The organism is Pseudomonas sp. XS1P51, from assembly GCF_054897845.1.
The window spans coordinates 5002861-5024173 of sequence record NZ_CM142707.1 but is presented as its reverse complement, the minus strand read 5'-3'; the positions used below and the strand labels follow the sequence as shown (position 1 = coordinate 5024173).

The window sequence follows — 21313 nt, the reverse complement described above, 5'->3', positions numbered from 1 at the left end:
TCCATTGGGTTTGAGTGAATCAGATGAAATTGATTTCTTTGAGGTAGTCGCAACCGCGACGCAGCAGTGCCGGGGATTTTTTCGGGTAGTGCGCGCCCATCTGGCGCACGCCGGCCTGGGCGTTGTCGTGGCCGATCATCGAGATGTCGCCGATGTCTTCCTCGAAGCCGTTGAGGTAGAAACCGAGTACGCCGAACAACGCGTTGTCGCTGTCGACCCGGCCCAGTTGCTGCTGCCAGTCAGCGACGCTGACCATGGAAAATTCCCGGCCGGCTTCGCGAAATGACCCCACGTAGGCGTCCCAGCTCAAGGGCTCGGGGTTGTGCAGGTTGAACACGGCTTTTTCGGGTTGATAACGGCTGGCGTGGAAGGCAATGAAACGGGCCAGAAAATCCACCGGCATCAGGTCGAAATTCAGCGCGAATTCCGGTACCTGACCGAGCTGGATCGAGCCCTTGAGCATCAGCATCAAACGATTCTTGTGGGGTTGGCAGACGCCGGTGAGGCTGTTGAAACTGATGTTGCCGGGGCGATACAGATTGACCCGAACCCCACGTTCACGAGCCCGTTCGAGGATGCGTTCGCCCACCCACTTGGACAGGTTGTAGCCGTTCTTGATGTAGATCGGCGGGGTCTGTGCGGCAGGCAACTCAAGCACTCGGCCATCGGCGGAAATCGTGCTGGAAGCCGAAAGCGTCGAGACGAAGTTGAAGATCTTTTTGCTGCGCCCTTCGCACAATCGCAGGCACTCGAAGATCGGCTCGACGTTGTCCCGCGCCAGCGACTCGTAATCGAGGACGTGATTGACGTTGGCAGCGTTGTGCACCAGCGCGCCGAACTCGCGATCCAGGCGCTCGTAAACATCCATTTCGAGCCCCAGCGACGGGCGTGTGATATCCGCCGCGTAAACCTGCACCCGGCTCAGGTCCAGATGTTCCAGACGGTTCTCCCGCAGCGCGTGAGCGAAGCGTTCGGCCGCCGATTGCCCACCGCCGTCGCGCACCAGGCAGGCGACTTCGCTGGCGCCCCAGGCCAACAGCGCCTCGACGATGTGCACGCCAACAAAACTGTTGGCGCCGGTGACGATCACCTTGTGTACATCGCCCATGCGGCTGACCGGCAGCGGCTGCACCTCCAGTTCGCGGAAGGCATCCGCCATGGCCTGCTCGCTCAGCACTTCTTCGGTGCCGGAGCCACGCACCAGCGTCGCCAGTTTCGCGATGGTCGGCAGTTCGATGAAGCGATTGATCGAGATGCTGCGGCCGAATTCCTCACGCAAGCGCAGGAGCATGCGCGACAGCAGGATCGAGTGGCCGCCCAGATTGAAGAAACTTTCGTCGGTGGAAATGTCACTGGCCGGCAGCTCCAGCAGCTCGGCCCAGATCTCCAGCAGCAGCGCTTCATCGGCACTGGCGGGCAAGCGTCGCGAGGTGTTTTCGGTAACGCTGACGGGCAATTCCAGCAGCGCCTTGCGATCGACTTTGCCGTTGCTGGCGAACGGCATGTTCGTCAATTCGGTCCATGCAATGGGTTGCATGTAATCCGGCAGAAACTGAACGGCGTGCGCTTTCAGCGCTTCGCGAGCGGTGCCGGGTTGATCCTCCTGGGGCTGGGCGAGGAACGCCAGAATCCGCCGTTGGCTGTCGATGACGACCGCAACCTGGCGGTACAACTGACTGTCGCGCAGGCAGCGTTCGATCTCTTCCGGTTCGACCCGAAAGCCGCGAATTTTCACCTGGTTGTCTCGCCGCCCGCACAGCTCGATGCCGTCCATGGTCCACTTCGCCATGTCGCCGGTGCGGTAGGCGCGCAGGCTCTGGCCATTCGGCAGGCTCAGGTTCAGATAACGTTCGGCGGTCTGCTGCGGGTTGTTCAGGTAACCCAGGCACACGCCCGGCCCGACGATGTACAACTCGCCGACAGACTGTTCGGCCACCGGTTGAAAATCCTCATCGAGAATCAGCACCTGACTGTTGGCAATCGGTGCGCCGAGGGTCCGATTATTGTCACCGGCCTGAAGACGTCGCGCAGTGATCAGCACGGTGGCTTCGGTGGGGCCATAGAGGTTGTAGAGCTTGCCCTGGCGGGTCAGTTGCTGGATGACATAGGGCTCGCAGACATCGCCGCCGGTCATCACGTGATCCAGGCACTGCAATTGATCCAGCGGCAGAATGCTCAGCAATGCTGGCGGCAAAAAGGCATGGCTCAGTTGCTGGTGGCGGATCAGTTCGACCAGTTGCAACGGGTCGCGACGCTGATCGTCACTGGGTACGATCAGCTCGGCGCCTTGAAGCAGGGTCGGGAAAATATCGATCAGCGACGAGTCGAAACTCAACGACGAAAACTGCAACACCCGACTCTGTTCGGTCAGCTGTACATAGTCGGCGTACCACGCAGTGAAGTGGGCGAGATTGGCCTGACTAAGCAACACGCCTTTGGGATGGCCGGTGGTGCCCGAGGTGTAGAGCGCCATGCACGGCGCGTCGAGATCGGGACGTTGGCGTATCAAGGGCTGACCGAGATCGACGTCATCGATGTCGATGCAACTGATGTCCAGGCTCGGCATCTCGGCGGCCAGCGGATGCTGCCCGTCATGCAGCAGCAACACCGCGCCGGCATTGGACAAAATGTACTGCTGACGTTGCAGCGGATGGCTTGGCTCCAACGGCAGGTACACCGCGCCGCTGCCGAGGATGGCCAGGATTCCCGCATACAGTGCGCTGCATTTCGGCAGGCAGATTCCGACCACCAATCGTCCTTCATGCTGATCGAGCAAGGGCTGCAAACGCTGCTGAACGGCGCGGCTCAGGGCATGCAGTTCGCGATAGCTAAGGGACGTGCCGGCAACGTTCAGCGCCGGTCGCTTGGCAGACTGGATGAAGCGCTGCTCAAGGCGCTCGATCATCGGAACCTGACCGAGTTTCAGCAGCCGGGGCTCAGCGGTCGCATTGAGTTGATGGACGAAGGCCTGGCGTTCAAGAAACAGCAGACTTTCCACCTGCTCGAAGTGAACGGCAGTCGCAGGCGTGGCGAGCAGAAAATACTCGGCGTCCCGGGAAAAGCGACTGACCAGCAGCGCCACGTGGTCCACCAGTTCCGTCACCGCTCGCAGTCGCAGCGCCTGGCCGTTGCCCGAAGGTTCGTCGGCAATTGGCACGCGAGTGTGCAACGCCGTACCGTACCGGCACAGCAGGTCCAGCGGCGGCAAACCAGGCGCTTGCGGCACGCCGACACCGAGCTGCAGCGTCAGTCGCGGTGCATCGCCCGACGGCTGAAACGGCAGGCTGCCGTCGTCGATCAGCAAATCAGCGTTGCCCAATGGCTGCTCGTCGAGGGCCGTCATCCGTACTAGCGAATGACCGTGTTGTTCGAGTTCCAGCGCCAGGTCGGTCAAGGCCTGGCTCTGCCCAATGAGCAGAATGTCGAGACGTCTCATGATGTGCTCCTCGTTAAACCAGGTAGTCGCTCAGGGCTTCTTGCACGCACGGCGAATCGAGCAGCGAGCTGCTGCGGAAAAACCGCACGATGTTGGCGACCAGCGGGTGATGGCGGTTGATCGGGAACGCCAGCCCCGAGACTTCGCTCTTGAGTGCGCGGCGCGCGGCATCGCTGATCTGCAAGGACTCGATCAGCCGGAAGTCGAACGATTTCTGGATGTCGTTGGTCAGGTAATGGCCGATGAACACCGGCAGGATCTGCGCGACGCACTGGCGGTCGTCTTCGCTCGCGGTGTGCCAGTAGATGCGCACCAGTCGGGACCAGAACCCGGAGTGGCGACCTTCGTCGAGCAAGTGGTCGGCCATCAGGCCCTTGATCGACTGCTTGACCGTGTCGTCCTTGGCGAACGCCGCCACATCACCGGTCACGGTGTTCTCGGCGATGGCCACGCAAATCAATTCCACGGCGCTGCGCAAGTGTTCCGGTGCCAGCGCCACGGCCGCCGGAATTGCTCGGCTCAGTTCGATTTCATCCGGCAGGTCGATGGGCGTGATGCCCGTCATGGCGACGGTCTGTTGCATGAAATCCATGGCCACCAGCGCGTGGTAATCCTCATCGACCACCACGGTCATGGCGTCGTAGCGGCAGGCGAACGGGAACGCCACGGCGAAGCGATTCTTGGCGATGCTGCGCGCGGTTTTGTCGACGATCTCGGTTTCGAAAATCACCACGTCGTTGATGAACTTGTAGAGCGTCTGCACCAGCGCGAAGTCGCGCTGCTCCGGGCATTCGCGCAGGAAGGTTTCGCTCAGCACCAGCGGCTGGCGGCTCAAGGGATAGATCAGCTTGTCGTCGTTCTCCAGCACCCGGCGCGGGCGGGTGCGGATGGTCGCGCGGCTCTCCCAGGCGTCGGCGAAGGATTGGTAGTCGGCGGCGTTCATGCGTTCACCTCCGCAATCGGCTCGCTCATGCTCAGACGCAGGCCGTCCCACAGGGCGATGCGGCTTTCCACGGCGGCGATGGCGCTGGCGTAGACGTCCGCTTCGCGCTGCGGATCGCCATCGACCAGCCGTGCGAGGAGTTTTTCCGCCGCCGGGCCGTGGTCTTCGGAATCGACTTCGATATGCCGTTCCAGGTAGTAACGGAAGGTCGGCGCCTGTTCGATGCCGATACCCCAATCGTCGAGAATCCGCTGGAACATCTGCGGGATGACGCTCTCGCGACCGTGCAGAAACGCCGCCGCCACGCTGTGCCCTGGCGCATGCAGCGCGGTATGCAAGGTGTGGCGCACGAACTGCGCGGCTGCCGGATCGACATCGACGCTTTGCAACGCCACGTCATAGCTCACGCCTTCTTTTTGCAGCGCCACGAAGCGCTCAACGGCAACGGTGCTCGCACCGACTTCGCGCATCGCATCCAGGTACAACTCGAAATGGCTGTAATGACCCTGGGACGGACGGTCATCGGACTCTTCACCCAGCACAATCTCGTTGATCAACCGCGCAGCCTGCGGATCTCGCGGCGGCAGCCAGGGCAACTGAACGCAGGTCAGCTCCTGTTGCAGGCGCTTGGTCAGCGACATGAAGTCCCACACCGCAAATACATGGGACTCCATGAACCGTTGAAGTACCGAAAGCGAATGTATTTCAGAAAAGATCGGGTGCGCACTAAGTTCTGCTTTCTTCTGATTAAGACGGTCTTTGCTCGATTTCATGGGCGAACCTATAAGTGATCAGAAATGACGTGTGATCAATAAGCAGTGGAGGCTGAAAGTTTTCTAATGATGAACGGGAGCCTCAACCGAATTGATCGAAGTTAGTTGCATGTAAGTCGTTTGGTTATGACCTTGCGGCCAATGTCTATTGGCGGCGGAGAAAAGCTAATACACGAATAAAGTTCTGGGCAAGTTATTTTTATACTATTTTAAAGTTTAACTTTATTGGGTGCGACAAGTTCCAATAAGACTTTCTGGTAAAGTTTTATTTGGGCGTAGTTGCTCCTTCCGGCTTATATAAGTCGAAATCGAAATAAAGAGTGAATGCCTCACTCGAAGCAACTTTCTAAGGGTGATCGTTAATGTGGTCTGAGGGGTGGAAGTTGGCCGGGACGCCGATGCTTCCTTTCCCGTGGCAAGACTCCTTCCGTAGGTTCTTGGTGCGGGCGACTGCACCGCTCGTGCGGCGTGTCGCCCGTTCATTATTCGTTGGCAACCCAAGAGTGAGCGTAATTCAAGGCAGCCGCTATCTCCGACGCATCATGGGGTCGGTGCCATTTTCGAGTTTGGGGGCGAGCAAAGCAGGGCTTTGGAGAGGGCGCGCGGGCGCGGCAAGCGAAGAAAAGCAGGTCGATCTGCTCGTCAGGCTTGCCGCAGCGGTCTATTTCGAGGTTTTGTTACTTTGTGCTTCAGGGCTGTCGAGGTAGCGCGTGATGACTTCAACGCCCCGATTGAGGTGATGTTCAAGCATCTGCACCGAACGTTCGATGTCGCGATCTTCCACGGCCCGCAACAGCGCCCGGTGATCTTCCTGGGACAGTTTGCCCAGGCCCATGGCTTCCAGGTTGAAACGCAGGAAGCGTTCCTCTTCGTTCAGGCCATCTTCCACCAGCCTCAACAGCCGCCGGTTCGGTGCCTTGCTGTACAGCGACATGTGAAACAGGCGATTGAGCCGGCCGATCTCGGTGTAGTCGAGTTCGGTTTCCAGTTCGTCGATGTAGCGGGCAGCCTGTTCAAAATCCTCGAGGGTGAGCAACGGGATCGACAAGCGCAGGGCTTCGGACTCCAACAGGATCCGCAGCGCGTAGGTTTCGACGGCATCGCCCTGAACCAACGGTGCGACGACCGCACCTTTGTGAGCCACCACGTTGAGCAGCGATTGCGCTTCGAGCTGGCGCAAGGCTTCGCGAACCGGCATGCGGCTGACCCCGAACAGGTCGGCCAGGTCTTGCTGACGAAGCGCGGTGCCGCAGGGGATACGTCCGTCGAGAATGGCTGCACGCAGGGTCTCTTCGATCACTGAGCGTGCCAGATGAGCGGGAATCGGCCCGTTGACCTTGATACTGCTGAGAGGGTTGGGCTTCTGTGTCACTACAACGCACCCTGATTGACTGTGATGAATATTGGATCCAAAGGACACTAGTTATTGTTGTACAGGTTGTCAAACCATGTAGAAGACCAGGTTAAGTTTAGCGCGTCGCCCGTGATCTCAGCGTGCCATTGTCTTTTACCGGGCTAACCTTCACCATCAATCGACTCCACTTGCCCACCCTGGAAGCCTCGCATTGGCGGTACGTTTCGCGTTCCCTCGGACCTTGCGCTGGCTGTGCTGCGTGTTGCTGCTGGCCGGCGTCACGGCGGGCGGGTTGCAGGCCGATTGGGATTTCTCCCTGATCAGCCGCCGGGCGCAGGCATTGTACGGGCCATTGGGCGCAGGGCAGCAGCGCATTGATGCCTGGCAGCATTTACTGGCCACGCAAAAGCAGGTCAGCGAGCTGGAACAGCTCAATGTGGTCAACCAGTTCTTCAACCAGCAGGTGCGCTACGAAGAAGACTTGGACCTGTGGCACCAGGTCGATTACTGGGAAACCCCGATCGAAGCCTTGTGGAAAGGCGCCGGTGATTGCGAAGACTTCGCTATCGCCAAATATTTCAGCCTGCGCCATCTCGGTGTGTCCAGTGACAAGCTGCGCATCACCTACGTCAAGGCCGTGAGCCTGAACCGCGCGCACATGGTGCTGACCTACTACTCAAGCGCCGAGGCCATGCCTCTGGTGCTCGACAGCCTGATCGATACGATCAAGCCTGCCAGCCAACGAACCGATCTGCTGCCGGTCTACGCTTTCAATGCCGAAGGTCTGTGGTTACCGGGCGCCAAGGGCAACCAGAAGGTGGGTGACACCAAGCGTCTGTCCCGTTGGCAGGATGTGTTGAAAAAAATGCAGGCAGAAGGTTTCCCGGTCGAGACGACTAACTAGGAGCAAGCGCCCAGATGTCTTTGTTCAAACAGCTGTTGATCGCTATTTGTCTGTTCCTGGTGATCGCCTTCACCGGCAGCTTCATGGTCAGCCTGGAGAGCTCGCGCACCCAGTACGTCAACCAGTTGCGCTCCCATGCCCAGGATGCCGCGACGGCGCTGGCGCTGTCCGTGACGCCGAATATCGACGACCCCGCGATGGTCGAGCTGCTGGTCAGTTCGATCTTCGACAGCGGTTATTACGCAAGCATCCGGGTGGTCGATCTGGCTAACGACAAGACGATTGTCGAGCGCAGTGGCATTCCGGCGGTGAGCAACGTGCCGGACTGGTTCGTCAAACTGATCGGCCTCGAACCCGCTGGCGGCGATGCGATCGTCAGCCGTGGCTGGGAGCAGGCCGCACGGGTCGAGGTGGTCAGCCATCCGATGTTCGCGCTGGCCAAGCTTTGGCAGAGTGCGTTGGGCAGCCTGGGTTGGTTGTTGCTCTGCGGCGCGGTGAGCGCTGCGCTAGGCGCGTTGCTGTTGCGTCGGCAATTGAAGCCGCTGGACTACATGGTCCAGCAGTCCCACGCCATCGCCCGCCGGGAATTTCTCAGTTTGCCAGACCTGCCGCGCACGCCTGAGTTGCGCCGCGTGGTGCAGGCGATGAACCAGATGGTCGAGAAGCTCAAGGCGCTGTTTCAGGAGCAGGCCGAGCGCAGTGAAAAGCTGAGGGCCGAGTCCTATCAGGACACCTTGACCGGGTTGGCCAACCGGCGCTATTTCGAGATGCAATTGAACGCCCGGGTGAGTAACCCGGAGCAGGCCAGCTCGGGGTACCTGCTGCTGTTACGGGTCAAGGACCTGGCCGGGCAGAACCAGCGTTTGGGCGGTCAACACACGGATGAATTACTCAAGGCGGTTGGCGAACAGCTGTCCCGGGAGTGCGCCAAGTACCCGGAAACACTGAACCTCGTCACACGGATTCGCGGTGGGGAATTTGCCGTGCTGGCGCCAGGGCTGGTGCGCGAAGAAGCGCTGCACCTGGCGCAAAATCTCGACACGGCCTTGGCCAGCCTGCACGCGACCGGTGCCACCGACGTGGTTTCGGTGGCCTCGATCGGGCTGGCGCCGTTTGTTCATGGTGACTCACCGCAAGCGGTGCTCGGGTTGGCGGATCAGGCATTGGCTCAAGCTGAAGGCCAGGGCGATTCGAACTGGGTCTGCCTGGATCACACGGCATCGGCGAATGTTGGCGACGACCATCATGCCTGGCACGACTTGCTCGATCAGGCGCTGAATCAGCAGCGTTTCAAGTTGTATTTCCAGCCGGTCTTGGCCAGTCAGGACCCGCAGTTGGTGCTGCATTACAAAGTGCTGTCGCGCTTGATCGACGACGAGGGCCAGACCATTCCCGCGGGGCGTTTCCTGCCGTGGCTTGAGCGTTTTGGCTGGACCGCGCGGTTGGACCGTCTGATGCTGGAGACGGTGCTGGAGCAAATGGCCGATCACGAAGAGTCGCTGGCGCTGAATCTGTCTTGCGCAACGCTGGCAGACCCGCAGGCACTGAATACAGTGTTTGAGATGTTGCGTGCACATTCCAATCTGGGGCCGCGGCTGACTCTGGAAATCGGCGAGGAGCAATTGCCGGAGCAGGCTGTGCTGGAAGAGTTGACGCGACGACTGCGTGAACTCGGGTTCTCGTTGAGCCTGCAACACTTTGGCGGACGCTTCAGCATGATCGGCAACCTGTCGCGGCTTGGGCTGGCGTATTTGAAGATCGACGGCAGTTACATTCGCGCGATTGACCAGGAGAGCGACAAGCGTCTGTTCATCGAAGCAATTCAGCGGGCGGCCCACAGCATTGATCTGCCGTTGATTGCCGAGCGGGTCGAGACCGAAGGGGAGTTGTCGGTGATTCGCGAGATGGGGGTCTACGGTGTGCAAGGGCAATTGTTTGGCGAACCCAAGCCTTGGGGATAGGGTTGAGTAGGCTCTACTGGCGCTTTCGCGAGCAGGCTCCCACAGTGGATTGGTGCCGTACCCGGATCCCGTGATCACCCCGATCAATTGTGGGAGCGAGCCTGCTCGCGAAAGCGTCAGGACAGACAACGAACAAAATGAGGGCTAGATCAACCCATCGTCATCATCATCAACCAGATGACTCAACCCACCCAACGCCTCTCGGGCCTGGGTCCGGTCCATGAGTTTGGCTTGTGCGGCGGCCGGCAGGTCGGTGACGCGGATCACGCCTTTGTCGGTCAGCACCTGGATCAGGTCGTCGAGTACCCGGATCATGTCCAGGTCGCTCTGCTTCAACTGCTTGAGTTGTTTGATTTGCTGCAGTTGTTTGTGGCTGGTGGCCATGACTTCGCTGGCGAACCAGTTCTGCAGATCGGGGTGGTCGGCCGGCAGCATTTCCGTGGCCTCGGCATAGGCCTCGGCTTCCACGCGCATCAGGTCGCCGTCTGCATTGCGTTGCACGTAGAACATTGAACATCCCTCATGAATGACCTGCATCGGTCTGTCAGCAGCATAGCCAATGGAGCGTTCCATGGAGGTGTTGTCTGTTTTTCATACAAAGTTTGCAGGGGACTTGATCACCGGTTATTCAATCGTCGCAATACATGTTTATGTAGCAACTAACTTATTGATTTAAAAGATATATAAGTTAATTCCGACGAGCGTGTATCGATTGTCTGTTCAGATGGTCCGCTTATTGCTCTGTCCTTTGCCGTTGGCGTGACACTGTCGCCAACTAAATGAGCCTGCCATTCGGCGAAAAAATGTGTAGCCGTTAAGGCTTGCATAGATAATCGCGCGCCGTCGGGTAAGACCCGGAGCAAGCATAGATTGGCAGCCAAAAAAACAGCTTTAAGTCAAAAAAATGGCGATAAAAAAATAATTCTGATCGCAATGAAGTATTACGCTTGTGTAATTCAAAATTTTGACGATATCATTTTGCTGGCTCAGATCGACGGATCGTTCCGAGCTTCGTGTTTCTTATTCCAGCGCCTCGGGCAGTCTTATGAATCGTACAGACGATATATCGAACCTGTTCAACAGGTTCGGGGCAAGTGCGGACAGTTATCTCGAGTTTGATAGCCATTTTGACTACAAAGAAAAGCCGTTGGCGCTGGTGCCGACTACGGCTGCGTCTGCGCCTGTCGTAATTGACGCCCCTGAGGCCGTTATTCCGGTGCCTGAAACCGCCTTCGTCGAACGCACGATCAATGGCGCGGCAGAACCGTCGGCCGTCAACTCCCCGCAAGTTTCCGCAACGCTTCGTCATTTACTGGCCGAAGTCGCACTCGCGCGTCAGTCCGAAGCGCAGGCGCGCAACGAAGAGGCGCTGCGCCAGGTGCTGCCCAATGGTCGACCGGTCAAAACCAAAGCGCATGTCATCGCATTGGTATCGGCCAAGGGCGGCGTCGGCAAAAGCACCCTGGCTTCGGCCCTGGCCACGGTGTTGCGGGTTGAGCAAGGTCAGACGCTGGCCATCGACCTCGATCCGCAAAATGCTTTGCAGCATCACTTGGGCGCCGAGCCGGATGTGGCAGGCATGGGCAACGCCAGCCTTCAGGGTGAAAACTGGAATTCACTGTTGTTGGCCGGGCCGGCGGGCTCGTCGCTGCTGCCTTATGGCGCCGTCACTGAAGACGAGCGCCGGACGCTGGAGCGCTATCTGGAACATGATCGTTACTGGCTGGCCCGACAACTGGCGAGCATGGACCTCGGCGCCAACGATGTGGTGATTCTCGACACGCCGCCCGGTCGCACGGTTTATCTCGAACAGGCTTTGATGGTGGCTGATCAAGTGTTGGTGGTGGTGACCGCAGACGCGGCGTGTTTCCTGACGCTGGACCAGATGGGACGCTTGCTGGGCGAACGCAAGGCCCAGGGACAAGCGCCGCTGTGTAATTACGTGATCAATCAGTTCGATGCTTCCCGTGCGTTTTGCCGGGATATGCACGAGGTGTACAAGCGCCGCCTCGGTAACGATCTGTTGGGGGTCGTGGCGCGGGACCACACGGTCGGCGAGGCGTTGGCGTACGGTCGAAACCCGTTGCTGGAGCCGGGTTCGTCCCAGGCTTGCACAGACATGCGGGTATTGAGTGACGCGCTCAAGGCTCAATTGAAATCAATGGATATAGCCGAGTCGTACGCCTTGTGATTACCGCCTCCGCTCCCGATACCGAAGTCCTGACCCGCTCACAGCGCTGGGCGCAAGCGTTGTCCGATCGCCTGGACAGCCTGCCCAAGGCATTGCGTCGTGTCTTGATCCTCGGCGTTACGTTGATGTGTGGCCTGCTGGCTGCTTTCATCATCACGGTGCCGTTCGATCTGTACTCGCAGTGCATCTTTGCGTCGGGCTGCTTCATCACGGCGCTGGTACTGCGCAAGATACCGGGGCGCCTGACGGTGATGTTGCTGATCGGGTTGTCGCTGACGGCGTCCCTGCGATACCTGTACTGGCGACTGACCTCCACCCTCGGTTTCGAAGGCTGGCTGGACATGCTGTTCGGCTACGGCCTGGTCATGGCCGAGTTGTACGCGATGATCGTGCTGGTGTTCGGTTATATACAAACCGCCTGGCCGCTACGCCGCAAACCCATTTTGATGAGCGGCCCGCCCAGTGAATGGCCGACGGTCGATGTGTTCATCCCGTCGTACAACGAAACGCTGGATATCGTGAAGGTCACGATCTTCGCCGCCCAGGCCATCGACTGGCCTCGCGATAAACTGCGCGTCCATGTGCTGGATGACGGCCGCCGTGAAGACTTCCGCGAGTTCTGCGAGCAGATCGGCGTGAACTACATCGTTCGTGACAACAACCGCCACGCCAAGGCAGGCAACCTCAATGAAGCGCTGAAGGTCACCAGTGGCGAGTTCGTGGCGATTTTTGACGCCGACCACGTGCCGACGCGCTCTTTCCTGCAGGTGAGTATCGGCTGGTTCATCAAGGACCCGAAGTTGGCGATGCTGCAAACGCCGCACTTCTTTTTCTCGCCTGACCCGTTCGAAAAAAACCTCGACACCTTCCGTTCCGTGCCGAACGAAGGCGAGCTGTTCTATGGTCTTGTGCAAGACGGCAATGACTTGTGGAACGCGACGTTCTTCTGTGGCTCCTGTGCGGTCATCCGCCGTGAACCGTTGCTGGAAGTCGGCGGCGTGGCCATCGAGACCGTGACCGAAGACGCCCACACCGCGCTCAAACTCAACCGTGCCGGCTACAACACCGCGTACCTGGCCATTCCTCAGGCGGCGGGGCTGGCCACTGAAAGCCTGTCACGCCACATCAGCCAGCGCATTCGCTGGGCTCGGGGCATGGCGCAGATTTTTCGCACCGATAACCCACTATTCGGCAAAGGCCTCAGTCTCGGCCAGCGCCTGTGTTACGTGAACGCGATGCTGCACTTTTTTTACGGCTTGCCGCGTCTGGCGTTCCTGACCGCGCCGCTGGCCTTTCTGTTTTTCGACGCGCGGATCTACCACGCCTCGGCGTTGATGATTACCGCCTACGTGCTGCCGCACATCCTTCACGCCAGTCTGACCAACTCCAGCATTCAGGGGCGGTTCCGTCACTCGTTCTGGAACGAGGTCTACGAGACGGTGCTGGCCTGGTACATCATGGGCCCGGTGCTGATGGCGCTGGTCAATCCCAAGTTCGGCGGGTTCAACGTCACCGACAAGGGCGGGATCATCGACAAGAAGTACTTCGAATGGAAGCTCGCGCGTCCCTACATCATCCTGCTGACGTTGAACGTCGCGGGCCTGATCTTCGGTGTGGTGAAGCTGATCGAGGGCGCCGAAGGTGCGGCGACCACGATCCTGATCAACCTGGCGTGGACGATATACAACATCATCATCACCAGCGCCTCGGTGGCGGTGGCCAGTGAAACCCGGCAGATGCGGTCCGAACCACGGGTCGCGGCAGCGTTGCCGATGCGCCTGACTCGCGCCGATGGCAGCGACGTTGAAGGCGTGACCCTGGACTTCTCGCAAAAAGGCCTGGGCTTCCGTTTGCCCGAAGGGGTGGTCATTCCCCAGGGAGAACGTGTGCAGATCTCGCTGTTTCGCAACCAACACCTGAGTGTGTTCCCGGCCGTCATCGTGTTCAGTCGCGGTGCTGTGCTGGGGGCGCAATTCGATCAATTGACGCTGCGTCAACAAAGCGAACTGGTGCGTTTGACCTTCTCGCGCGCGGACACCTGGGCGTCGACCTGGGGCAGTGGTCAGGTCGATACACCGCTGGTGGCATTGCGCGACGTCAGTGCCATTGGCTTGCGCGGCATCTACGAACTCTTCAAGGCCACGGTCCTGGAAATTCAGGCCTGGTTGCGCAACCGTCGCTCACCCCCACCCCTCTTAGAAAACGTTCTGGACAAGTGATGAACTCGAAGTCTTTCGCTTTCGGTAACCTGCGCGGCGCTCGCCGTGTTCTGGCTCGTGCGACCTGCACCTTGCTGGCGTTGGGGAGTGGTGCCGCGGCGTTTGCCGAAACCGCACCGGCGACCAGTGCGCCGGCGGGTACCAACAATTACAGCCTGACCCTCAAGCAACTGGGCCGGAACTACCCGATCACCCTGCGCGGCGTAGAGTCCAGCGACAGTGTCAACTTCGACGTGCGGGCCGATGCGATCGTGACCGGCGCGCACCTGACGTTGCAGTACACCTATTCCCCTGCGCTGTTGGCCGACCTTTCGCAGATCAACGTCATGGTCAACGATGAGGTGGCTGCCAGCCTGCCGTTGCCCAAGGAAAACGCCGGAGTTATGCAAAAACAGGTGGTGGAGATTCCGCCTCACCTGATCACCGAGTTCAACCGTTTGAGCCTGCAGTTCGTCGGCCACTATTCGATGAGTTGCGAAGACCCGCAGCACTCCAGCCTCTGGGCCAGGATCAGCAACAGCAGTCAGCTCGACATACAAGTGTCGCCACTGACGCTGCCGGATGATCTGTCGATCCTGCCACTGCCGTTTTTTGACCGTCGTGATGCGCGTCAGCTGAGCCTGCCGTTCGTGTTTGCCGCTACGCCCGACAACAGCACCCTGGAAGCCGCCGGGGCGTTGTCGTCCTGGTTTGGCGCACAGGCCAGCTATCGCGGCGCGGTGTTCTCCTCGCGCTTCAACCAGTTGCCGGCCAGCGGCAATGCCGTGGTGCTGCTCAGCGGTCCTGACGCGCTGCAATTGGGTGGATTGACGCTGCCGGCAGCAACAGGGCCGACCCTGACGCTGATGAGCAACCCCAACGATGCGAACGGCAAATTGCTGGTCATCACGGGTCGCGACGGAGCCGAGCTCAAGCGTGCCGCTACCGCGCTGGTGCTGGGCAGCCAGGCCTTGTCGGGTAGTCGTGTGGTGATCGACCGCATCGATAACGTTCAGGCGCGCAAGCCATACGACGCACCGAATTGGTTGCCCACCGATCGTCCCGTCAAGCTGGGTGAATTGATCCCGGCCAAGCAACTGAATGTCGCCGGCTACAACCCGGGCGAGATCACCGTGCCGCTGAATTTCCCGCCGGACCTGTTCACCTGGCGCGACGAAGGGGCGCCGCTGGACCTCAAATACCGCTACACCCCACAGGAAAAGTCCTCCAACTCATCGTTCATTGTCAGCTTCAACGACGGGCTGATTCAGTCCCGCAACCTGCCGTCCCAGGACAAACTGGACAGCGGTGTGCTCAGTGCCCTGAAAACCAATGACAGCCTGGCCCGCGAGGTCCGCGTGCGCCTGCCGTTGAACTCGGTAGCGCTGCAATCGCGTCTGCAATTGCGCTACATGTTCGATTACATCAAGCAAGGCGAATGTGGCGACATCATCATCGACAACATGCGCGGCAGCGTTGACCCGGAATCGACCCTGGACCTGCGCGGCTACGACCACTTCATGGCCATGCCGAACCTCGGTGTGTTCAAGGATGCGGGCTTCCCGTTCACCCGCCTCGCCGACCTGTCGCAAACCGCCGTGGTACTGCCGGACAACGCCGGCGCCGCCGACCTCGATGCCTATCTCACGGTGCTCGGGCGCTTTGGCCAGTCCACCGGTTACCCGGCCACCGGCGTGCTGGTGACGCAAGCGGCACAGGTCGCGGTGGCAGCCGACAAGGATTTGCTGGTCCTCGCGTCCGGCGCCAACCAGCCGCTGCTGACCCAGTGGGCCGATCGCCTGCCGGCGGCCCAGAGCGACGGTCAGCAGCGTTTCGAACTGTCCGACTTACCCATGCGCGTACGGGACTGGTTCAGCCCCGACCCGGATGCCAACCAGCGCAAGGCGCGCCTGGCCATGGCATTTTCCGGCGGGCAGCGCAGCACGTACCTGACCGGTTTCGAGTCGCCGCTGAAGAGCGGTCGCAGCGTCGTGGTGATTGCCAGTGATCGGCCGGAAGGTCTCACCGAGGCGACCAAAGCCTTGATCGGCGGCGAGGAGTACACCCAGTCGATCCAGGGCAGCCTGGCGGTGGTTCGCGGCAAATCCATCGAAGCGCTGGTGGCGGACGAACAGTACTACGTCGGCGAACTCGGACCGTTCAGGTACGTGCAATGGATGTTGTCGCGGCATGTGGGCTGGATGTTTGCGCTAACCGGCCTGGCCATCGTGTTGCTCAGCAGTCTGGCGTACGTGTCGTTGCGTGCCCGCGCCAAACGACGTCTTGACGTGTGATGCGCGTACCGGCCTTTACCCATAAACGCCCGCGGCGCGCGTCCATGATCGCGCTGTCGGCGCTGCTGCTCGCCTGGCTGCTGCCCGGCACCGCCCAGGCGCAACGATGCGAGGCATCGACCTGGCCGCTGTGGCAGACGTTCGTCGAGCACTTCGTGCAACCCGATGGACGCGTGCTGGACGCCAGCACGCCGCAACGTCACAGCTCGTCTGAAGGCCAGTCGTACGCCATGTTTTTCGCGCTGGTCGCCAATGACCGCAGCACCTTCGACAAACTGTGGCGCTGGAGTCAGGACAACCTCGCCCAGGGCGATATCAAGAACAATCTGCCGGGTTGGTTCTGGGGGCTGGACGAGCAGGGCAACTGGCGCCTGCTGGACAGCAATTCGGCGTCCGACGCCGATCTCTGGTTTGCCTACGCGCTGCTCGAAGCCGGGAGACTTTGGCAGAGCGACGCTTACACCGAGGCTGCGCGCCAGATCCTGCACAACGTCGCCACCCAGGAGGTCGAGGACCTGCCGGGGCTGGGCAAGATGCTGATGCCGGGCAAGGTCGGTTTTATCAAGCCTGACCTCAACAAGCCCGAGCTGTGGCAGCTCAACCCCAGTTACTTGCCGATCCCGGTACTGCGCCGTTTCGCCGACCTTGATCGCAACGGACCGTGGGCGGAAATCGCCACGAACACCGCGACCCTGATCAAGGCCGTCAGCTACAAAGGTTTCGTTGCTGACTGGGTCAGCTATCGCCGTACCGGACCGGGCGAGGGCGAGTTCATCGTCGACCCGGTCAAGGGTGAGTTGGGCAGCTACGATGCGATCCGCACTTACCTGTGGGCAGGCGTGATGCCCGCGCAGGATTCGCTGCGCAAGCCGTTACTCGACAGCCTTGGCGGCATGCTCGCCGCCACGCTCGCCGACGGTGTGCCGCCGGAGAAAGTCCAGGTGGTCAGCGGACAGCGCAGTGGCGACGGTCCTTTCGGTTTTTCCGCGGCGCTACTGCCGTATGTCAAGGCGCTGGGCAATGACTCGCTGCAACAGCAGCAAGCCTTGCGCGTGCAACAGCTGATGGCCCAAACGCTGACCCCGGAAGCGGTCGAGGCGAAGCAGCCACCCTATTACTTTTTTGTACTGAGCCTGTTTTCGCTGGGCTACATGGACAACCGCTACCACTTCCTCGATCACGGGAAGTTGCAACCGATGTGGGAGAAGAAATGCCAGCGCGCCGTCACGCCATAGCCTTCGGGGTGCTTGCCGCCCTGATCCACAGCAGCAGCTTTGCCGCGCTCAATGACGCCGGCAAGGCGTTGCTGCAACAGGGGCAATACTGGCAGGCACAAGGTGACCAGGCCCGGGCCACCGAAGTCTGGAAAAAACTCCTGCTGATTGATCCGCAGCAAGCCGATGCGTTTTACGGCCTGGGCTTGCTGGAACTCAAGGCGAAGCGTTTTGCTGGCGCCAATCGCTATCTGGACCAGCTCAAGCAGTTCCATCCTGGCGAGCCGCAAACGTTGTTGCTGGAACAAGCCATCGCCTTGCAGAGCGGCAGCAACCTCGATCAGTTGGAGCAGGCGCGCTTGCTGGCAACGGCGGGTGAGCTGGACAAGGCCATGCCGATTTATCGGCAGATCTTCGCCGGCAAGGCACCTCAAGGGGAGCTTGGCCTGGAGTTCTACAACTACTTGGGCTACACAGCCGACGGCTGGAACGAGTCGCGCCAGGGCCTGGAGCGTTTGCTGCAACAGGAGCCGGGCAACGCCAAGGTCAAACTGGGGTTGGCCAAACTGCTGCTGCGCAATGAGGCTACCCGGACCGACGGTATTCGTCGGCTGGGTCAGCTCTCGACCCTGCCCGAGCTGGGCGGTGAGGCTACCGAAAGTTGGCGCGAGGGTCTGGTGTGGCTGGGTTCGCCACGTCCGGCGGAGGTCCCGCTGTTCGAGGAGTACCTCAAGGCCAATCCGGATGACGCCGAGATTCGCACGCAAATGAACAGCCGTGGCACGACTGCCGTGGCCGCTCAGCAGAATCCGAACCTGGCCCGTGGCTTCAAGGCGCTGCAAGACAACCAGCTGAATGTCGCCGAGCAGGCTTTTCTGGCCCGACTCAAAGAGCAAGCCCAGGATGCCGACGCGTTGGGTGGCCTGGGGATCGTTCGTCAGCGTCAAGGCCGACTGAGCGACGCCAATGAATTACTCAAGCGTGCAGCAGGCCGTGGTGGCAATCCGCGCTGGCAAGCTGTGCTGGAGAGCAATCGCTACTGGGATCTCTTGAGCCAGGCCGATAAGGCCAAAACCGATCATGACCTGGCACGGGCGCGCAGCCTGTTGCAGCAAGCCATCGCCAGCAAACCGCGACAAGTTGAAGGCTATGTTGCCCTGGGCAGCGTGCAGGCCGAGCAGAACCAGTTGGACAATGCCGAGGCGAGCTATCGCCAGGCGCTGACCCTCGACAATGACAACCCTGCTGCGCTGCTCGGGTTGATCACCGTGCTCGCGCAAAACGGTCAGGCCAGCCAGGCTTCGCGGATGGTCGAGGGGCTGAACCCGGCCCAGCAACAGCGCCTCGGCGATTTGCGCCCATTGCGGGCTGCCGTCGCGGTGGGCCAGGCGAAAAATGCCGAGCGCAGCGGCGACCTGAATGGCGCGATTGCCGCGCAACAGGAGGCGGTGCGCAACGACCCGCAGAATGTCTGGACACGCTACGACCTGGCGCGCCTGTACCTGCAAGCGAAGGCACCGGACAAAGCCCGGCAGACCATGGCGGAGCTGCTTAAAGCCGATCCGCAACGCGTCGATGCGCTGTACGTCAGCGCGTTGATGTCGAGCCAGTTGGGCGAATGGTCGACGGCGCAAAGCACACTGGAGCGTATCCCGGTGAGCCAGCGCACCACGGCGATGCAACAACTGGCCAGCGACGTTCAGGTGCAATCCCTGACCAGCCAGGCCTCAACCCTGGCCAAACAGGGTGATCGTACCCAAGCCATTACCCTGCTGCGTCGCGCCGAACTGGCGGCCAACGGCAAACCTGAATCGCTGGGCATGCTCGCCTCGGCTTACGTCGATGCCGGCGACACCGAGCACGCTTTGTCGATGCTGCGCAACGCTATCGCACAAAGCAGTACACCGTCGGCGTCTCTGCGCCTGGCGTATGCTGGCGTGCTGCTGAAGACCGGCGACGACGTGCAGGTCAATCAGCTCCTGCACGAGTTGCAGAGTCAGCCATTGTCAGCGGCGGATCAGCGCAGCTATGACCAACTGTTGTACCTCTACACCGTGCGTCAGGCCGACCTGTTGCGGGAGAAGGGCGACCTGGTAGCCGCCTACGACACGCTCGCCCCCGCCCTGGCCCAGCGTCCGAATGACCCATTGGCGGTGGGCGCACTGGCGCGCATGTACCTGGCGAACAACAACGCCAAGAAAGCCATCGAGCTGTACCAACCGCTGCTCGATCAGGCGCCGAACGATCCGCAGTTGCAGATCGGCATGGCCCAGGCCTTGAATCAGTCCGGTGATTACCGCGGCGCCGAGAAAGCCATGGACAAGGCGCTGGAACTGGCGCCGAACGATGCGCCGATTCTCGCCACGGCCGCCAGTCTGTATCGCGCCCAGGGCAAGAACGCCAAGGCCGCGCAACTGTATGCCCGCGCTCTGGCACTGCAAGCGCCGAGCAAGGAAGAAACCAATCCGTTTGCCGGGACCGTGGCGGCCAACCCGTTCGTGGGCAAGGGCGGCCAGCGCGGTCAGTCGCGGCTGGCCGAGGCCACGCTGTCGCAAATTCCGGCGCCAGCGCAAGTGCAGGTCGCAGAAGCTGCCGATGACGCCGAGCCCGCCACGTCGAACACCCTGGCGATGAATGGCAGCGCCGGCGCTTACGCGGCGCAACCTTCGCGGGCGGGCTTCGATGATCCGCGCCGTTCGGCCCCGGCCAAACCGACCGACCCGCAGGCCGAAGCCCGTCAGGCGATGCAAAGTGCGCTGGACCAGATTGATCAGGAACGCAGCCCGCGTGTTACCCAAGGCGTGACCATCCGCAGCAATGACAGTGAGTCCGGCCTGAGCAAAATCACCGACGTCGAAACGCCGCTGGAAATCAGTGTGCCGTTGGGTGATGACCGCCTGGCGCTGCGAGTGACTCCGGTGTCGCTGAATGCCGGTGGCATCAGTGATGCCGCCAAGTCTCGCTTCGGTGGTTTCAGTGAGCAGCAGATGGCTGCGTTGCAGACTCAATTGGCGAACAACACGGACCCGGCTCAAACCGATTTTCTGCGAAACCAGATCAGCGGCCCGGTCGGGCGCCAAAAGGACACCGGTGTCGGCCTCGCCGTGGCTTACGAGAACCCGTCGCTGGGGCTGAAAACCGATGTGGGCGCGAGCCCGATGGGCTTCCTTTACAGCACCGTGGTTGGCGGCATCAGCATTGATCGCTCATTCACCGAGGGCAGCGATTTCCGCTACGGCCTGAGCCTGTCACGGCGTCCGGTGACTGACAGCTTGGTGTCTTTCGCCGGTGCGCGTGATGCCCGCAGCGGCCTGGAATGGGGCGGCGTCACCGCCAACGGCGGGCGCTTGCAGCTGAGTTATGACAACGGCGATTACGGTGTCTATGGCTACGGCGGCCTGCACAAACTGGTGGGCAACCATGTTGAATCCAACAGCCGTGCCGAGGCCGGCACCGGGGTCTACTGGTATTTGCTCAATGACGACACTCGTCAGTTGACCGCCGGCCTGAGCCTCACCGGCATCAGCTACGACAAGAACCAGGGCAACTTCACCTATGGCAATGGCGGCTACTTCAGCCCGCAGAACTTCTTTTCCATCGGCGTGCCGATCGGCTGGTCGCAACGCACTGATCGCTTGAGTTACTCGGTCAAGGGCTCGGTCGGCGTGCAGCACATCGAGCAGGACGCGACGCCGTACTTCCCCAATGACAACGACATGCAAAGCGTGTTGAGTCAGGTTTCGCAGCAGTACGCCACGGCCGGCATCATCGTGCCGACCCAGTACGCGGGGCAGAACAAGACCGGCATCGGCTACAACCTGAACGCGGCCGCCGAGTACCGTTTTGGCGACAACGTCTTTCTGGGCGGCAGCTTCGGCCTGGACAACGCCCAGGACTACAAGCAATTCACCGGCGGTTTGTACCTGCGGTACATGTTTGAAGACTTCACCGGTCGCATGGCGATGCCGGTCAGCCCTTACCGTTCCCCTTATTCGAATTAAGCAGCAGGAGTTTGCACCGTGGCAGTATCGATTCTGGCAGGCAT

General features: G+C 60.6%; 12 protein-coding genes. 7 read left to right on the top strand and 5 right to left on the bottom strand.

Translation table 11 applies throughout. The annotated features are described in order from the left end of the window. Positions 1–19 precede the first annotated feature (19 nt). The 4 genes from ACYZUD_RS23285 to ACYZUD_RS23270 form a co-directional block, all read right to left on the bottom strand. A complete protein-coding gene (locus ACYZUD_RS23285; RefSeq protein WP_462020338.1) occupies positions 20–3436 on the bottom strand; it encodes an amino acid adenylation domain-containing protein in 3417 nt (1138 codons plus the stop codon). Between the two features lie 13 nt (positions 3437–3449). Next, positions 3450–4379 carry a diiron oxygenase gene (locus ACYZUD_RS23280; protein WP_462020337.1) on the bottom strand — a complete coding sequence of 310 codons (930 nt, stop codon included), beginning with the start codon at positions 4377–4379 and terminating at the stop codon, positions 3450–3452. After that, positions 4376–5152 carry a DUF3050 domain-containing protein gene (locus tag ACYZUD_RS23275; protein ID WP_462020336.1) on the bottom strand — a complete coding sequence of 259 codons (777 nt, stop codon included), beginning with the start codon at positions 5150–5152 and terminating at the stop codon, positions 4376–4378. The genes ACYZUD_RS23280 and ACYZUD_RS23275 overlap by 4 nt, the downstream gene beginning before the upstream one ends. 661 nt (positions 5153–5813) lie before the next feature. After that, positions 5814–6524, bottom strand: coding sequence for a GntR family transcriptional regulator (locus ACYZUD_RS23270; RefSeq protein ID WP_462020335.1), 711 nt, complete (start codon positions 6522–6524; stop codon positions 5814–5816). Positions 6525–6717: 193 nt separating this feature from the next. On the opposite strand from ACYZUD_RS23270, the gene lapG reads away from it, so the two are divergent. Both lapG and lapD read left to right on the top strand, forming a co-directional pair. Further along, positions 6718–7410 (top strand): cysteine protease LapG, encoded by a 693-nt coding sequence (gene lapG / locus ACYZUD_RS23265; RefSeq protein ID WP_462020334.1) that lies wholly within the window; start codon positions 6718–6720, stop codon positions 7408–7410. Positions 7411–7424: 14 nt separating this feature from the next. After that, positions 7425–9371, top strand: coding sequence for a cyclic di-GMP receptor LapD (gene lapD / locus ACYZUD_RS23260; RefSeq protein WP_462020333.1), 1947 nt, complete (start codon positions 7425–7427; stop codon positions 9369–9371). A gap of 144 nt (positions 9372–9515) precedes the next feature. Here the strand turns inward: lapD and ACYZUD_RS23255 are convergent, their stop codons facing one another. Then, entirely contained in the window at positions 9516–9881 is a 366-nt protein-coding gene (locus ACYZUD_RS23255) for a tryptophan synthase subunit beta (protein ID WP_462020332.1), read from the bottom strand. Between the two features lie 535 nt (positions 9882–10416). Between ACYZUD_RS23255 and bcsQ the strand changes: the two genes are divergently transcribed. Genes bcsQ through ACYZUD_RS23230 form a run of 5 tightly spaced genes read left to right on the top strand, consistent with a single transcriptional unit; the run spans position 10417 to position 21269 of the window. Beyond that, entirely contained in the window at positions 10417–11562 is a 1146-nt protein-coding gene (gene bcsQ, locus ACYZUD_RS23250) for a cellulose biosynthesis protein BcsQ (RefSeq protein ID WP_462020331.1), read from the top strand. Further along, positions 11559–13781, top strand: coding sequence for a UDP-forming cellulose synthase catalytic subunit (bcsA, locus tag ACYZUD_RS23245; RefSeq protein ID WP_462020330.1), 2223 nt, complete (start codon positions 11559–11561; stop codon positions 13779–13781). Before bcsQ ends, bcsA begins: the two co-directional genes overlap by 4 nt. Beyond that, the gene (gene bcsB, locus ACYZUD_RS23240) at positions 13781–16054 is read left to right on the top strand and encodes a cellulose biosynthesis cyclic di-GMP-binding regulatory protein BcsB (protein ID WP_462020329.1); all 2274 of its coding nucleotides are present in this window, start codon (positions 13781–13783) and stop codon (positions 16052–16054) included. Before bcsA ends, bcsB begins: the two co-directional genes overlap by 1 nt. Continuing rightward, positions 16054–17289, top strand: coding sequence for a cellulose synthase complex periplasmic endoglucanase BcsZ (gene bcsZ, locus ACYZUD_RS23235; RefSeq protein ID WP_462020328.1), 1236 nt, complete (start codon positions 16054–16056; stop codon positions 17287–17289). Before bcsB ends, bcsZ begins: the two co-directional genes overlap by 1 nt. Then, positions 17265–21269, top strand: a complete 4005-nt coding sequence (locus ACYZUD_RS23230; protein WP_462020327.1) for a cellulose biosynthesis protein BcsC — start codon at positions 17265–17267, stop codon at positions 21267–21269. Before bcsZ ends, ACYZUD_RS23230 begins: the two co-directional genes overlap by 25 nt. Positions 21270–21313: the final 44 nt, after the last annotated feature.